This window comes from Methylorubrum extorquens (assembly GCF_024169925.1).
GTDB lineage: Bacteria > Pseudomonadota > Alphaproteobacteria > Rhizobiales > Beijerinckiaceae > Methylobacterium > Methylobacterium extorquens_A.
The window spans coordinates 2,002,019-2,017,466 of record NZ_JALJXF010000001.1; the positions used below are offsets into that span (position 1 = coordinate 2,002,019).

Below are 15,448 nucleotides of genomic sequence, written 5' to 3' on the forward strand. Positions count from 1 at the left end.
TGATCGGCACCCTTGGCGGTTTTGCGACAGGATCGCGCCCTACGGATGATTGTGGTCGAGAGACCCACCCGGATATCCCGCACGCGTTCCATATACGGGATGGGCGGCCAGAAAACCGGTGTTCCCGAACACCTCGGGCCTGCGACGCCGCCCGGCTCACCCGGTGACGAGGTGCAGGGCCCGGTCGGCCGGCGCGATCCGCACCTGCCGGCCCCAGCCGAAGCCCAGAAAGTCCTGCTCGATCCCGTCGGCGAAGATCACGCCGCCCTCGTTCATCCGCGAGGTGACGACCAGCGGCGCATCGGTGAGCTTGCCGGCCCGCAGCCGCGTCGCCGTGGCGACGCTCGGGAACGGCTCGCGCACCCAGTAGCCCACCGCCCGCTCGTCGGGGGCGAGCGACAGGCCGAGCCGGGTCGCCTCACTGATCGAGCGGGCCCAGCCGGTGGCCCCGGTGCCGGAGGCGACGATGAGGCCGCTGGAGGACTGCTCCTCCGCCTCGATCTCCGCCTCCCCTTGTGCCTCCCCGGATCGAGGCGCCTCGATCCGGTAGCGGGCGGATTGGTGGCTGCGGTGGCCCACGAAGATCTCGTTGAGGGCAAACAGGCGCTCGGCCCCGTCGATCACCGCCTGAACCATGGTGCGCCGCTCGATGCCCACATCGCCCGCGGCACTCGCCGGCAGCAAGCGGGAGAGCCGCTCGACGGGGTTGCACGCCAGCACGCCGTCATAGAGGTCGGGCGCCGGGTTCACCCCGATCACCGGCTGCGCGCCGAGATACTTGGCGACGTTGGCGATCAGCCCGTCCTGCCCGACGGCGACGACCACGTCGTCGGCGGCGAACAGGAAGCGGTCGAGATCGGCCCGCCGTACCAGGGCTTGGCGCCACTCGCCCGGCACCGCGGCGCGGGCCTGCGCCAGCACCGCGTGGAAGCGCTCGTGGCGGGCCTCGACTTGCGCGAGACCCTGGCCGCGGCTCTCCAGGAAGAAGCGGGCCTGTCCCCGCGTGGCGTGCCGGGCGATGAGCAGCTCGTAGTCGGTCTCGCGGGTGACGAAGACCGCCCGCGGAGTCAGCGCGGCCATGCCTCCCTCCCTCAGCGCGCCGGGAGGCCGGCCGGCCGGCGGACCTCGCCGATCAGGGTGGCAAGCAGGTCCGGCGTGACGTTGACGTGCTCGATCGTGTCGAGCTTGCCCGCCAGCGCCTGGGCGGCGAGGCCGAGCAGGGTGCCCGGCGCCACGTCGCGGTAGATCGCGACGCGCGCGGCCTCGGCCTCGGTCCGCGCGCCCTCGACCATGCGGATGCGCTCGGCCTCCGCGCCGGCCTCGATCCCTTCCGCCTCGGCCCGTCCTTGCGCCCGGTTGCGGGCGTTCTGCGCTTCCTCGGCGATCAGCAGGCTCTCGCGCCGGGCGAGTTCGGTCCGGGTGGCGAGTTCGTTCTCGGCGATGGCGCGTTCCTTTTCCACCGCCAGCGCCCGGCGGGCGAAGGTGGCCTCGTCCGCCTTCTGCTGCAGCGCCTCGTAGGTCGGCGTCTGAAGCGCGCGCTCCAGCTCGCTCGACGGGGCGAGGTTGGTGAGCCGCACCGAGACCACCGCGACGCCGATCTCGGCCAGCGACGGATCGGCGGCCAGCGTCGCCTGCACCTGCCCGCGCAGGGCCTCCGGTCCGGCATCGAGCAGGGCGCGCACCGGCGCGCTCCCGAGGAATTGCAGCACGGCCTGGTTGGCCAGCCCGGCGATGCGCGCCTCGATCCGCTCGACCGGCTCGCCCTGGAACCGGCCGGTGCGCAGGTCGAGGGAGAAATCGACGCGGGCGGCGAGCCGCTCGGGATCGGCGACGTGCCAGCCGACGCTGCCCTGCACCGCGACCGCCTGGAAGTCCGCGCTGCGGCCGCGGACGAACAGCGTCATCTCGCGGTCGTCCATCGGCAGTTCGCTGATGCTCGCGGTCTCCGGGCGGAACCAGAAGACGAGGCCGCGCCCGCTCTGGCGCGGGCGGCCGTTGCGGTAGCGGATCACGTAGTGGCTCGCCTCGCTCCGCAACTGGGAGAGAACGCCGAAGCGGCGGATCGTGGCCATGTCAGTCTCCTTGCGAGGGGATTTGCGAAGGGGTTTGGCGAAAGCGGTACAGCTCGGCGGGGCGGTAGGAGGTGCCCGTCTCGAAGCGGCCGGTGGGGTCGAGCCAGCCGCGGTCGAGCATCCGGCGGCGGAAGGCGGGCTTGTTGAGGCCCGCGCCGAGGATCGCCTCGTGCACGTCCTGGAGCTGGCGCAGGGTGAACCGTTCGGGGAGCAGGGCGAAGCCGACCTCCGAATAGTCGAGCTTGCCCCGCAGGCGACGGATCGCCAGCGCGACGATCTCGGCGTGGTCGAAGGCGAGCGGCAGGGCCGCGCCGTCGGCCGCATGGACCGTCACGGATCCCGCCCCCTCGGGCGACGCCGCGACCGTGCCGGGAAGCAGGGCCGGGGCCCGCGTCCGTGCCTCGACGAAGGCCGCCTCGGTCAGGAGCGCGAGATAGGCGACCGTGATGATGCGCATGCGCGGATCGCGCTCCACCGCGCCGAAGGTGTAGAGCTGCTCCAGATGGGCCTGCGCCCCGCCCGCCTTCTCGCGCAGAACGCGCGCGGCAGCCTCATCCAACGCCTCGTCGATCCCGACGAAGCCGCCCGGCAGCGTAAAACGCCCTGCATGCGGGTGCCGGTCGCGCTTCAGCAGCAGGAGGGTCGGGCGACCGCCCGAGAGACCCAACAGCACCAGATCGACGGCCACGGCGGGCCGGGCGTAGTCGGCGGGATCGTAGCGCGCCAGAAAGGCGGCCTCGGACTCAGCTTGGCTCATGGGGATCTCGCTCGACCAGCCTTATATCCATCTCGCGATTTAGTTATATGCCAATTGAATATATGTCAACGCGACGAGAGAAACCGGCGCGCCGGCTCCGGCTCACTCGATCGCGACGACGCGCGATCGGCGGCGCGCACCAGCACGTCTCGAACGTCGTGATGCGCTGCAACCAAGCGGCGGCTCGGACCGTTCTGTGGGTCCGCAACAAGCCCGAGCGCCCCAGGCGCCGCCAACGCAAGAAACGGAAAACCCCGCCACATGAAGACGAACGCCCTGCGCCTCACCGCCGCCACCGGCCTGCTGGCCCTGATGACCGGCCTTGCCGCGGCCCAGAACCCCGACCTGACCAAGAACCCGGAGAACACCGGCCGCGCCCCGACCGCCACGGAGGCCACCAAGTCCAACAGCGACCTCAAGGAGTGGCAGGTCGCCAAGTCGGCCAAGGTCGGCCTCGCGCAGGCCATCGCCACCGCCGAGGGCAAGGCCGAGGGCGACGAGAAGGGCGGCAAGGCGATCGACGCCGACTTCGAGAAGGCCGACAGCAAGAACCCGGCGCACTATTCGATCAAGGTCGTCTACCCGAGCGGCAAGCTCGTCGAGCATGGCGTCAACGCCGACACGGGCGAACTCTACAAGTCCGAGAACCAGCCGTTCGAGCGCTACTTCACCCGTCTGAAGGTGGGCGATTTCCAGAACGCCAAGGTCTCGCTCAAGGACGCGATCGCGCTCGCCGAGAAGAAGGCGCCGGGCGGCAAGGCCTACGAGGCCGAGGTCGAGCGCGAGGGCAATGCGGTCGAGTACGAGATCAAGCTGGCCCTCACCGACCGCGAGCAGGAGGTCAAGGTCGGCCCGGACGGCACGGTGAAGAACGACTGATCCCGCTTGAATGCCGCCTTCCTCCGAGGGAAGGCGGTCGAGCGGAGACCGCCAAGGACCGTCCGGGAACCGCATGGAACCCGGACGGTCCGCCGCCGACGCACCAACTTGGAAGAGGCGCGCAGGGATCGATTCGGGAGAGCATCCCGAGCCCCTGTCCCTGGAACGGCGGCCGGAAACCGTCTTCAAAGGTGGCGCGGAAGGCGCCGCCGTCACGCCTCAACCGAACATGACCGGCCGAGTCGAGCCCCTTCAGCGTCCGGGATGCGGTTCGAGCTTCTTGTTCCTGCATCGTCCCGAAAGCCGGCGACCATCTTTCGGGACGGCGCTCTCCGCTCCCGCGAGAGCGCCGTCCGACGAAGGGAAACCGGTTCGTCGAAAGACTGCGCGTCGAAACAAGAAGCGAGAGACGCCGGCCTGATGCAATCAGGTCGGATACGGCTCTAACGGGCGTCGTGGCCCTTGCCGCTGGCGCCGGGCGAGGAACCGGAGCCGGCATCGTTGGCACCCGTGCTGTTGGTCGTACCGGACCGGCTCTTGTCGCCCGAGGTGGGGCCGCTGCCGGCCGCGCCGGGCGAAGCGCCGGAACCAGCATCGTTGGCGCCCGTGCTGTTGGCCGTGCCGGAGCGGCTGGTCCCGGAGGCTCCCGAGCCCTCGGCGGCGAAGGCGGCGGGCGTGATCAGGAGGGTGCTCGCGAGAGCGAGGGTCAGAGCCTTCATGGCGTGTCTCCCTATTGCTGATGGGATTGGGCCTTCGGAGAACCGACGCCCCGGGACGCTGTTCCCCCCGCCCCCCTCCCACACGAAGCATCGATGGATCGCGGCTCGGAACCACGCCCCGCCGGAGCCGTCCCGACAGCACGCATCCCGACCCCACCCACGTCCCTTCTCAGATAATCGCGCCGTTGTGATGGATTAAGACGGAACCGTGGGGCCAAAAACAGCTTGAGCGGCGGCTGCCCCTGTGGGCGGCGTGTCCTGCAGCCAGTTTTGCTGCGGGGGTTTTGCCGCGCCGAGGGCGTCATCACTGGGGCATCCCCCGATGATGCCGTCATCCAGACAGGCACCTCCCGAAGTATGCAGCCTGTCCCCGTCCCGCGATCCAATCCGCAACCCCCGTGGAGGAGGCCGACGATGAGCACCCGCGACGATCTCCTCGTCTTCGCCCATGTCGGCGATCTGCATCTGACGGATCCGCAGGCCGAGAACGCCCGCGACTATCAGGCCGTGATCGCCCAACTCGGCGAGGTCGGCGGCCTCGATTTCGTATTCCTGCCCGGCGACAACGCCGACAACGGCCGGCCGGAGCAGTACGCCCTCGTCCGAGCCGGAATCGACAGCCTGCGGCTGCCGGTTCACGTCATCCCCGGCGACCACGACATGGAAGGCGGCAGCCTCGATGCCTTCTATGCCGGCCTCGGCGTGCCGCGCCTTCCCTACGCCGTCACGGTCTCGGGCACGCGCTGCCTGTTCCTCGATATCTGCGGCGCCGGCTCCGGAGGCCCCGACTTCCGGCTCGGGCCGGAGCAGGTTTCCTGGCTCGAACGGGAACTGGCCGGGGCCGAGGCAAGCGGCCAGGACTGCGCGCTGTTCATGCACAGCTACCCGGCCGACCTGAAGGCCGAGGGCGAAGCGGCCCGCGTCGCCGACCTCGTTTACCGCGGGCCGGTCCGCCTCGTGGAGATGGGCCATACCCACTACAACGAACTCGCCAACGACGGCCGCACCGTCTACGCGGCCTGCCGCTCCACCGGCCAGATCGAGGAAGGCCCGGTCGGCTACGCCATCGTCGCCCTCGACCGCGGCGGGGTCGCATGGCGCTTCAAGGAACTCGATCGGTCCTGGCCGTTCGTGCTCATCACCGCCCCCGGCGACCGGCGGCTGGCGTTCGACGCACCCCGTGCCGACGACCGTCGCGCCGGGCCCACCCCGGAGATCCGGGCCCTCGTCCTCGGATCGGCCGCCGTCACTCGGTGCGAATACAGCATCGACGGCGGCCCCTGGCACCCGATGCGGGCCGACGGCGGCGGTCGCTATCGCGCCCGCCTCGACGGACCGCCCGGCGCAGGGCGGATCGCGGTGCGGGCGCAGGATGCCGATGGCGGCACGGACGAGGATGCGGTCGAGCCGGCCGGCCCGCGCGAACCGCTCCCGGTCTCGAAGGGGATCGGCAGCGACGCGGACGCCGTCGGGGCTTGGCCGGAGAAGGGCCTGTTCGGGACCCAGCTCGGCCCGAACCGGAACGGGCGGTCATGGTGACCCGCGGCCCGACCTCGTAACCCTCACCGAGAAGGATTCCCGACGCCGATGGGCGCGCTCACCCTGACCCCGAACGTCGCGACCTGGGGTATCGCCGCGCTGGCGACACTCGGCGTGATCCTGCGCCCGTTCTCCTGGCCGGAGGCGATCTGGGCGGTGGCCGGCGCGGTACTCCTCGTCGTCCTCGGCCTGATCCCCTGGCAGACCGCCCTGGAAGGCGCGGCCAAGGGCACCGACGTCTACCTCTTCCTCGTCGGGATGATGCTGCTCTCCGAGATCGCTCGGAAGCAGGGCCTGTTCGATTGGCTCGCCGCCCACGCGGTGCGGGCCGCGAAGGGATCGGCGACGCGGCTGTTTTTGCTCATCTACGTCGTCGGCACGGTGGTCACGGTCTTCCTCTCGAACGATGCCTGCGCGGTGGTGCTCACGCCCGCCGTCTTCGCCGCGACGCGGGCCGCCGGGGTGAAGCAGCCCCTGCCCTACCTGTTCATCTGCGCCTTCATCGCCAACGCGGCGAGCTTCGTGCTGCCGATCTCGAACCCGGCCAACCTCGTCGTCTTCGCCGAGCACATGCCGCCGCTCGGCCGCTGGCTGGCGACCTTCGCCCTGCCCTCCCTCCTCGCCATCCTCGCGACCTACATCGTCCTGCGCCTGACCCAGAACGCGCGGCTGAAGGCCGAGACGGTCGCGACCGACGTCGCGATCCCGAAGCTCGGGCTCGGCGGCACGATCGCGGCCGGGGGCATCGTCGCCACCGGCGCGGCCCTGATCGGCGCCTCGGCCGCCGGGATCGAACTCGGCCTGCCGACCTTCATCGCCGGGCTCGCCACCACCCTCGTCGTGCTCGCGATCAACCGGGGTGGGCTGGTCGCGGTCGCCCGGGATGTCTCCTGGGGCGTGCTGCCGCTGGTCGCCGGGCTCTTCGTCCTCGTCGAGTCCCTGGAGAAGACCGGCCTGCTCGCGCGGCTCGCCGACCTCCTGGCCCACGCCGCGCAGGGCGATCCCGCCGCAACCGCCTGGGCCGGCGGCGCGCTCGTCGCGTTCGGATCGAACCTCGTGAACAACCTGCCGGCGGGTCTCCTGGCGGGTGCCGCGGTGCAGGCCGCCCATGTGCCGGAGACGGTGGCGGGGGCGATCCTGATCGGTGTCGATCTCGGGCCGAACCTCTCGGTCACGGGCTCGCTCGCTACGATCCTCTGGCTCACCGCGATCCGCCGCGAGGGCGAGAACGTCTCCGCCTGGGCGTTCCTGAAGCTCGGCGCCCTCGTCATGCCGCCGGCGCTGGCGCTGGCCCTCGCGGCCCTGATTCTTGCCTGATCCCCGCCTGATCCCACCCCCTGTCCCACTTCCTCGCCAATCCGGAGGCCGACCCGCGTGAGTGCCGCCCTGCTCTATCCCTTCATCATCGTGGCGGGCGCGCTCCAAGCGCTCGGCAACTCCATGAACGCGCAGTTGCGCGGGCACCTCGTCAACCCGTTCCTTGCCGCGGCAATCTCCTTCCTGCCGATCGTCTTCGTCTTCGCGACGCTGTTCCTCGTGATGCCGACGCCGCTGCCGAGCCTCGACACGCTCGCCGCGATGCCGTGGTACGCGCCGCTCGGCGGCGTGGCCGGCGCGGTGGCGGTGTTCGGCGGCCTCGCCTTCGTCGACAAGGTCGGCGCCGGCCCCTTCAACGGCCTGACGCTGACGGCCAACATCCTGACCTCGCTGGCGATGGATTCGCTGGGCCTGTTCGGGCTGCAAGGCGGCGGGTTCAAGCTGATGCCCTGGCTCGGCGGCCTGCTCATGGCCGTCGGCGTGACGTTCATCGCCCGCGTCACACCCGATAAAGGCGGGGCGGACGGCGAGACCAAGGACACCGGCCACGGCCTCAACCCGCGGCTGCTCTATCCCTTCATCGTCGTCGCGGGGGCGCTCCAGGCGATCGGCGTCGTGTGGAATGCGCAGCTGCGCGGCGCCCTGATCAACCCGTGGCTCGCGGCCCTGGTCTCGTTCCTGCCGGTGGTGTTCGTCTTCGTGCTGGTCTTCCTGCTGCGGCCCAAGCCCCTGCCGCAGCGCGCCGACATCGAGGGTGTGCGCTGGTGGATGCCGCTGGCCGGCCTCACCGGTGCGGTCGCCGTGTTCGCCGGCCTGCTCTTCGTCGACAAGGTCGGCGCGGGCGCCTTCAACGGCCTCCTGATCACCGCCAACCTGCTGACCTCGGTGGCGCTGGACCATTTCGGCTGGGTCGGCATGAAGCGGGTGCGGGCCGGCGCGTCGCGGCTGGGCGGGGCCGCCCTGATGGTGGCCGGCATCGTCCTCATCTCGCTGTTCTGACAACCGAGACCGGTGCAGCCGCACGCGTCGCCACCCGACGGCCGGACCGCCTCACGGGCGGAGCCGGCCTGTCGGCGTCAATGCGCGAGGATCCTCGACAGAAACTGCTGAGCGCGCTCGCTGCGGGGCCGGTCGAAGAAGGCGTCCTTCGCCACGTCCTCGACGATCTCGCCGCGATCCATGAACACCACCCGGTCGGCCACCTTGCGGGCGAAGCCCATCTCGTGGGTCACGACCATCATGGTCATGCCGTCGCGGGCCAGTTCCACCATCACGTCGAGCACCTCGCCGACCATCTCGGGATCGAGCGCCGAGGTCGGCTCGTCGAACAGCATCACCACCGGGTCCATGGCGAGCGCGCGGGCGATCGCCACCCGCTGCTGTTGCCCGCCCGAGAGCTGGCCCGGATGTTTTTGCGCATGCGCCGAGAGCCCGACGCGGGCCAGCAGGTCGAGGCCGCGCCGGGTCGCCTCTGCCTTCGAGCGCCCGAGCACCTTGCGCGGGGCGAGCGTGAGGTTGTCGATGACGCTCAGATGCGGAAACAGCTCGAAATGCTGGAACACCATGCCGACCCGCGCGCGCAGCCGCGGCAGGTTGGTGGCCCTGTCCCGCACCCGCGTGCCGTCGACGGTGATCTGCCCCTCCTGGAACGGCTCCAGGGCGTTGACGCATTTCAGCAGCGTCGACTTGCCCGAGCCCGAGGGGCCGCACACCACCACCACGTCGCCGCGCGTCACCGCGGTCGAGCAGCCGGACAGGACGCGGACCTCGCCGTACCACTTCGACACCGCCTCGATGGCGATCATCGGCCCGCCCGCGGCGGGCGGCTGCGGGGCTGAGGTCATGGGGCCATCCTCATCATGCTTCCCCTCATCGCACGGTCGCCGTGCGGGCCTGGAGCCGGCGCACCAGCAGCGAGGCCGCGAAGCAGACGGCGAAGTAGACCAGCGCGGCGAACAGGTACATCTCCACGAGCCGCCCGTCGCGCTGCGCCACCTTGGAGGCGGCGCCGAGGAAATCGGTGAGCGAGAGCACGTAGACGAGCGAGGTGTCCTGAAAGAGCACGATCGTCTGCGTCAGCAGCAGCGGCACCATGTTGCGGAACGCCTGCGGCAGCACCACGAACCGCATGACGTGCGCGTAGCTCATGCCGAGCGCCCGGGCCGCCGCGCTCTGGCCCTTGGGAATCGACTGGATGCCGGCCCGCACGATCTCGGAGAAGTAGGCCGCCTCGAACAGGGTGAAGGTGACGAGCGCGCTGGCGAACGCCCCGACCCGGATCGGCGTCTCCGCGCCGATCGCCCAGGCGCCGAGATAGGGCACGAGGAAGTAGAACCAGAAGATCACCAGCACGAGCGGCAGGGACCGCATCAGCTCGACATAGAGCTTGGCCGCATGCGTCAGACCCGGCACGCCCGAGAGCCGCAGCAGCGCCAGCCCGGTGCCGAGCACGATGCCGCCGCCCGCCGCGAGCGCGGTGAGCGTCAGCGTGAACACCATGCCCTCGCCGAACAGGTAGGGCAGCGAATCGGCGACGACGGAAAGGTCGAGACCGGCCAGCATCAGCGCCCGCCCGGCACGGCCACGCGCCGCTCCAGCAGGGTCGCGCCCGCGATCACCACGAGGTTGAGGGCCACATAGAGCAGGGTCGCTGCGGTGAAGGCCTCGAACACCTGGAACGAGAATTCCTGCATCGAGCGGGCCCGCGCCGTGAGTTCGAGCAGGCCGATGGTGAGCGCGACCGAGGTGTTCTTGAGGTTGTTCAGGAATTCCGAGGTGAGCGGCGGCAGGATGATCCGGTAGGCGTTGGGCAGGAGCACGGCGCGGTAGGTCTGGGCCCAGGTGAGACCGAGCGCGAGGCCCGCCTGCGCCTGCCCCCGCGGCAGGGCGCGAATGCCCGCCCGCACCTGCTCGGCCACCCGCGCGGCGGTGAAGAAGCCGAGGCAGAGAACCGCCGTGATGAACGGCGCGTCCGGGATCTGCTTGACGGCCGAGCCGAGACGCGCGGGCAGGAGTTCCGGCAGCACGAAGTACCAGAGGAACATCTGCACCAGGAGCGGCACGTTGCGGAACCCCTCGACATAGGCCGCGCCGATGGCGTTGGCGGTGCGCGAGGGCAGCGTGCGCATGACGCCGACCACCGAGCCGAGGCTGAAGGCGATGGCCCAGGAACAGAGGGCGGTGACAACCGTCCAGGCCAGCCCGGAGAGCAGCATGTCGGCATAGGTGCCGACGCCCTCGGGCGACGGCTCCAGGAAGATGCCCCAGTTCCAGGTGTAGTTCATCGGGCGCCCATCATTCGCAGCTCGCTCGGCCGCAGCCGCGCCGGCACGGTCAGTAGGCCGCCGGATCCGGGCTGTCGCTGGGGCTGGCCAGGACCTTCCGCATCGCCCCGCTCATCGGGAGCTTCAGGTTGATGCCCCGCGGCGGAATGGGCTGCGTGAACCACTTCTCGTAGAGCGCCTTGCCCTCCGAGCTCTTGTAGAGCGCGGCGGTGGCGGCATCGACCACGGCCTTGAAGGCTGTGTCGTCCTTGCGCAGCATGATGCCGTAGGGCTCGGGGCGCGACTGCGCTTCCGAGGAGATCGCGTAGGCGTCCGGCGTCTTCGAGCCGGCGACGAGGGCGGCGAGCAGCACGTCGTCCATCACGAAGGCGTCGGCGCGGCCGGTCTCGACCATCAGGAAGGCCTCGGCATGGTCCTTGGCCGGCAGGATCCGCATCCCGAGGCCGCGGGCGGTGTTGATCTCGTTGATCTGGCGGATGTTGGTGGTGCCCGAGGTCGAGACCACGGTGCGGCCCTTGAGGTCGTCGGTCTTGTCGAGCCCCTTCTCCCGCTTGGCGACGAAGCGCGTCGCGGTGAGGAAGTGGGTGTTGGTGAAGGCCGCCTGCCGCTGCCGGTCGGCGTTGTTGGTGGTCGAGCCGCATTCGAGGTCGATGGTCCCGTTGGCGATCAGCGGGATGCGGGTGGCGGAGGTCACGGGGTTGAGCCGCACCTCCAGCGTGTCGAGCCTCAGATGCGCTTTGACCGCATCCGCCACCTTCAGGCAGATCTCGTAGGCGTAGCCCACCGGCTTCTGATTGCCGTCGAGATAGGAGAACGGCACCGAGGCGTCGCGGTGGCCGATGGTGATGGCGCGGGCCTCCCGCACCTTCTTCAGCGTACCGGACAAGTCATTGCCGGAAAGATCCTGCGCACGGGCCGGCGAACAGGCGGCCGCGGCGAAAGCGGTGAGCAGGAGCGCGGCCTTGAGGCGCATCGGCGGACCTTCCGAACACGGGACTTGACGCGCCGCCACCCGCGGGCGGCGGCGAACCCATAGTGGGGCCGGGACACGGGCTTGTCATCCATCCGAGCCCGCCCTCGGCCTGCACGGAACGGTTGCGGCACGAAGCCCACCCCGCGCCGCAACAGGAAAATTCGAATTTAATCCCGAGAAATCTAAGTACTTCTGACGTTCCGTTCCATCCGTTGCAGACGGGGGACAAGCGACCGACCCATGGGGCGGATTAAATCAAGAAACTCAAATCCCTGATTTTATTTTGTTTTGCGCTCCCGGCGCCGTGTGGAAAACCGGTCCCGGCCGGATCTCCGGCCCGGCGCCGCTTCGACAAAATGCATCGATCCAAAAGGCAGTTCTTGCGCTGGTATACCAGACCAAGCAATCACTAACCGCCCTCGGACGAACTCTGCGAAAGAACAGGAGCGGTGTGGTGAAGCGGTCGGTTCTCTGCGCGTCGTTACTTGCCGGCGCCTCCATTCCCCTCTTCATCGGTCCGGTGCTGGCCCAGAGCGGACCCTTTGCCGGCCCCCTGGAAACACGGCCCGTCACGGCCACGGAGGCCGCGACCGCCAAGGTGCAGGCCGGGATCGCGGCGTCCCGCAAGAAGCAGGACGGCCCCTACTTCGCGGCCATGCCGGTCAAGCCGCCGAACTTCCTCTACAAGGGGCTCGGCGAGCCGGAGAACTGGCGCATCAGCGGCTCGTTCCGGCCGCGGGTGGAGGGCATCGCCAACCAGTTCCGCCCGGTGCCGACCTTCCCCGCCAACGACATCCTGAACTCGTACCTCACCACCCTGCATGTGGAGTACGGGATCAAGGGACCTGTGCGCCTCGGCGTCGAGCTGTTCGACAGCCGCGGCTATTTCCAGCAGCGCAACTCCTCCGCCTTCACCACGGAGATCAACGCTCTCGAGCCCGGCCAGGCCTATCTCAACTTCGACACGGGCGATCTCGGTGACAACGGCTCGAAGAGCAACCTCACGGTCGGCCGCTTCACCAAGAACATCGGCTCGCGCCGCCTCGTCTCGCGCCAGCAGTTCCGCAACACCATCAACGCCTATACCGGCGTGACCTTCGACTGGCAGAGCGCGAACAAGGACAAGTTCACCGCCCTGTGGTCGATGCCGCATACCCGCCTGCCGGACGACGTCAACGGCATCCTCGACAACGGCATCGAGTTCGACCGCGAGAGCCTGAACCTGCAATTGTTCGGCGCCTCCTACACCTTCGCGGGCATCTTCGGCGGCACGTTCGAACTCTACAGCTACGGCCTCTACGAGCAGGATTCGGGCACCGGCCTGCGCTCGGTCCAGACCCGCGACCGGCGCCTGTTCACCCCCGGCCTGCGGCTGGCCCGCCAGCCGCGGGTCGGCGAGTTCGACTACGATCTCGAGGGGATCTACCAGACCGGGCTAGCCCGCGAGACCGCCTCGGCCGCCGACCTGCGCGACCTCACCGTCTCGGCCTACTTCGTCCACGCCGAGGTCGGCTACACCCTCGACCACGAATGGAAGCCGCGGTTTTCGCTGCACTACGACCACGCCAGCGGCGACCGGGCCAACGACGGCAAGTTCAGCCGCTTCGACACCCTGTTCGGCGCCCGGCGCTTCGAGTACGGCCCGACCGGCCTCTACGGCCCGGTGCAGCGCGCCAACCTGATCTCGCCCGCGATCCGCGCCGAGATCACCCCGAGCCCGGTCTGGGACGCCTTCATCGCCTACCGGCCGCTCTGGCTCGAGAGCGCAACCGACACCTTCGCCGCGACCCTGATCCGCGACCGCACCGGCCGCTCCGGCACCTTCGCCGGCCACCAGATCGAGGGACGCGTGCGCTACTGGATCATCCCCGACACGATGCTCCTCGATACGGGTCTCGCCTATCTCGCCAAGGACGACTTCCTGCGCAACGCCCCCAACGCGCCCGATACCGGCGACACCTTCTACGGCTATCTCAACACGACCTTTTTCTTCTAACCCCTCACCCCGGTCCCGCGTCGTGCGTGCGAAGGCTGACGACGCGGGGCTGCTGACACGTCAACCAGACTGCGAGCGGTTGACAGTCCGGCGCGCGAAGATCTGAACACCGACCCGACGGTCACCGGCCGCCGACATCGTGGATTCGGCCGGATCGACGCATCGGGGGAGACTTCCGTGGCGAAGACGGCATCCGACACCAAGGCCAAGCGCTCCGCCAAGGATGCGGCCGGCGGCCAGGGTGAGGTCAAGAAGGCTAGGGGTGCGGCCGGGAAGGCAAAGGGTGCGGCCGGGAAGCCCAGCGGTACAGGCGGTACGGGAAAGAAGGCGGCCAAGGCCGAGATGAAAGCCGCAGCCATCGCGGCGGCCGAGAAGGCCGCCCGCCCGGACGCGCGCGGGACGGCGGCAAGGGCTGCCACGGAGACGCCGCCCCAGGAGGAGGATCTCGCCGTCGCCACCGTGCGCAAGGTGGCGATGGAGGGGGCGAAGACCCGCTCGGAACACGACCTGCTCGGGGACGGCGAGGTGCCGGTCGATGCCCTGTGGGGCATCCACACCAAGCGGGCGGTGGCGAACTTCCCGATCACCGGCGTGTCGGTGGGCCATTACCCGGACCTGGTGCGGGCGCTGGCCCTCGTGAAGCAGGCCGCGGCGCGGTCCAACCACCGGCTCGGCACCCTGCCGAAGGGGAAGGCGAAGATCATCGAGGAGGCCTGCACCCTCGTCGCGACCGATCCGGTTTACGCCGAATCCTTCGTGGTCGACGCGATCCAGGGCGGGGCCGGCACCTCGACCAACATGAACGCCAACGAGGTCATCGCCAATGTCGGCCTGCGCCTGATGGGCCGGGCGCCGGGCGACTACGCCGCTTTGCACCCCAACGACGACGTCAACATGGCCCAATCCACCAACGACGCCTACCCGACGGCGTTGCGGCTCGCGGTGATCTTCGCCACGCAACCGCTGGTGAAGGCGCTCGACGACCTCGCCTACGCCTTCAAGAGCAAGGCGGTGGAGTTCGCCGACGTGCTCAAGATGGGCCGCACCCAGCTCCAGGACGCGGTGCCGATGACGCTGGGCCAGGAGTTCGACGGCTTCCACGCCACGATCAAGGAGGACGTGGCACGGCTGACCGAGATCGTCGGCCTGTTCCGCGAGGTGAATCTCGGGGCGACCGCGATCGGCACCGGGATCAACGCCGACCCGCGCTACGCCGCGCTGGCCGTGGAGGAGCTGTCGCGGCTCGCCGGCCAGCCGATGGTGCTGGCCTCGAACCTGATCGAGGCGACCTCGGATCTCGGCGCCTTCGTGCTGTTCTCCGGCGTCCTGAAACGCGTCGCGGTCAAGCTGTCCAAGATCTGCAACGACCTGCGCCTGCTCTCGTCCGGTCCCCGCACGGGGTTCGGTGAGATCCGGCTGCCGGCGGTGCAGGCCGGCTCCTCGATCATGCCGGGCAAGGTCAACCCGGTGATCCCTGAGGTGGTCAACCAAGTCGCCTACATGGTGATCGGCTACGACCTCACGGTGACGCTCTGCGCCGAGGGCGGCCAGCTCCAGCTCAACGCCTTCGAGCCGACCATCGGCTATTGCGTACTGAGCTCCTTGCGGATGCTGACGGCCGCCATCGACACCCTGACCAAGCGCTGCGTCGACGGCATCGAGGCCGACCGGGAGCGCTGCCGCAGCCTCGTCCAGGGCTCGATCGGCCTCGTCACGGCGCTCGCGCCGACGCTCGGCTACGAGGCCAGCTCCCGCATCGCCCGCCGCGCGCTCAAGGAGAACCGCGCGGTGGCGGATCTGGTGCTGGAGGAGGGCCTCCTCACCGAGGCCCAGCTCAACGATCTGCTCGAACTGGAAGCCATGACCCACCCGACCCGGCGCCAGAGAGCCGGGACAGTGGGGTGAGGTCCGC

Annotated in this window: 14 protein-coding genes; 6 read left to right on the forward strand and 8 right to left on the reverse strand. The window is 69.6% G+C overall.

Annotation, left to right across the window (positions count from 1 at the left end; translation table 11 throughout):
- Window positions 1-156 precede the first annotated feature (156 nt).
- Genes J2W78_RS09420 through J2W78_RS09430 form a run of 3 tightly spaced genes read right to left on the reverse strand, consistent with a single transcriptional unit; the run spans window position 157 to window position 2,829 of the window.
- Window positions 157-1,080, reverse strand: a complete 924-nt coding sequence (locus J2W78_RS09420) for a hypothetical protein (RefSeq protein WP_253370008.1) — start codon at window positions 1,078-1,080, stop codon at window positions 157-159.
- Window positions 1,081-1,091: 11 nt separating this feature from the next.
- Window positions 1,092-2,072 (reverse strand): SPFH domain-containing protein, encoded by a 981-nt coding sequence (locus J2W78_RS09425; protein ID WP_253370010.1) that lies wholly within the window; start codon window positions 2,070-2,072, stop codon window positions 1,092-1,094.
- 1 nt (window position 2,073) lies between these two features.
- A complete protein-coding gene (locus tag J2W78_RS09430; RefSeq protein WP_253370012.1) occupies window positions 2,074-2,829 on the reverse strand; it encodes an NUDIX hydrolase in 756 nt (251 codons plus the stop codon).
- A gap of 261 nt (window positions 2,830-3,090) precedes the next feature.
- Here J2W78_RS09430 and J2W78_RS09435 point away from each other — a divergent pair, with 261 nt between their 5' ends.
- Window positions 3,091-3,708 (forward strand): PepSY domain-containing protein, encoded by a 618-nt coding sequence (locus J2W78_RS09435; RefSeq protein WP_253370014.1) that lies wholly within the window; start codon window positions 3,091-3,093, stop codon window positions 3,706-3,708.
- A 443-nt stretch (window positions 3,709-4,151) separates the two neighbouring features.
- On the opposite strand, the gene J2W78_RS09440 is transcribed toward J2W78_RS09435, so the two are convergent.
- Window positions 4,152-4,427: a hypothetical protein gene (locus J2W78_RS09440; protein WP_253370015.1), complete on the reverse strand. Its 276-nt coding sequence runs from the start codon at window positions 4,425-4,427 to the stop codon at window positions 4,152-4,154.
- Between the two features lie 414 nt (window positions 4,428-4,841).
- On the opposite strand from J2W78_RS09440, the gene J2W78_RS09445 reads away from it, so the two are divergent.
- Genes J2W78_RS09445 through J2W78_RS09455 form a run of 3 tightly spaced genes read left to right on the forward strand, consistent with a single transcriptional unit; the run spans window position 4,842 to window position 8,282 of the window.
- Window positions 4,842-5,966: a metallophosphoesterase family protein gene (locus J2W78_RS09445; protein ID WP_253370017.1), complete on the forward strand. Its 1,125-nt coding sequence runs from the start codon at window positions 4,842-4,844 to the stop codon at window positions 5,964-5,966.
- Between the two features lie 48 nt (window positions 5,967-6,014).
- Window positions 6,015-7,283: an arsenic transporter gene (locus J2W78_RS09450; RefSeq protein WP_253370019.1), complete on the forward strand. Its 1,269-nt coding sequence runs from the start codon at window positions 6,015-6,017 to the stop codon at window positions 7,281-7,283.
- 57 nt (window positions 7,284-7,340) lie between these two features.
- Window positions 7,341-8,282 (forward strand): DMT family transporter, encoded by a 942-nt coding sequence (locus J2W78_RS09455; RefSeq protein WP_253370020.1) that lies wholly within the window; start codon window positions 7,341-7,343, stop codon window positions 8,280-8,282.
- Between the two features lie 77 nt (window positions 8,283-8,359).
- On the opposite strand, the gene J2W78_RS09460 is transcribed toward J2W78_RS09455, so the two are convergent.
- From J2W78_RS09460 to J2W78_RS09475, 4 genes are all read right to left on the reverse strand, one after another.
- A complete protein-coding gene (locus J2W78_RS09460) occupies window positions 8,360-9,088 on the reverse strand; it encodes an amino acid ABC transporter ATP-binding protein (protein WP_253374006.1) in 729 nt (242 codons plus the stop codon).
- A 64-nt stretch (window positions 9,089-9,152) separates the two neighbouring features.
- Window positions 9,153-9,845: an amino acid ABC transporter permease gene (locus J2W78_RS09465; RefSeq protein WP_253370022.1), complete on the reverse strand. Its 693-nt coding sequence runs from the start codon at window positions 9,843-9,845 to the stop codon at window positions 9,153-9,155.
- Window positions 9,845-10,567, reverse strand: a complete 723-nt coding sequence (locus J2W78_RS09470) for an amino acid ABC transporter permease (protein WP_253370024.1) — start codon at window positions 10,565-10,567, stop codon at window positions 9,845-9,847. Before J2W78_RS09470 ends, J2W78_RS09465 begins: the two co-directional genes overlap by 1 nt.
- Window positions 10,568-10,616: 49 nt before the next feature.
- Window positions 10,617-11,540 (reverse strand): amino acid ABC transporter substrate-binding protein, encoded by a 924-nt coding sequence (locus tag J2W78_RS09475; protein WP_253370026.1) that lies wholly within the window; start codon window positions 11,538-11,540, stop codon window positions 10,617-10,619.
- Window positions 11,541-11,994: 454 nt separating this feature from the next.
- Here J2W78_RS09475 and J2W78_RS09480 point away from each other — a divergent pair, with 454 nt between their 5' ends.
- Window positions 11,995-13,536 (forward strand): alginate export family protein, encoded by a 1,542-nt coding sequence (locus J2W78_RS09480; RefSeq protein ID WP_253370028.1) that lies wholly within the window; start codon window positions 11,995-11,997, stop codon window positions 13,534-13,536.
- A gap of 177 nt (window positions 13,537-13,713) precedes the next feature.
- Window positions 13,714-15,441 carry an aspartate ammonia-lyase gene (locus J2W78_RS09485; RefSeq protein ID WP_253370030.1) on the forward strand — a complete coding sequence of 576 codons (1,728 nt, stop codon included), beginning with the start codon at window positions 13,714-13,716 and terminating at the stop codon, window positions 15,439-15,441.
- The last annotated feature ends 7 nt before the right edge of the window (window positions 15,442-15,448 follow it).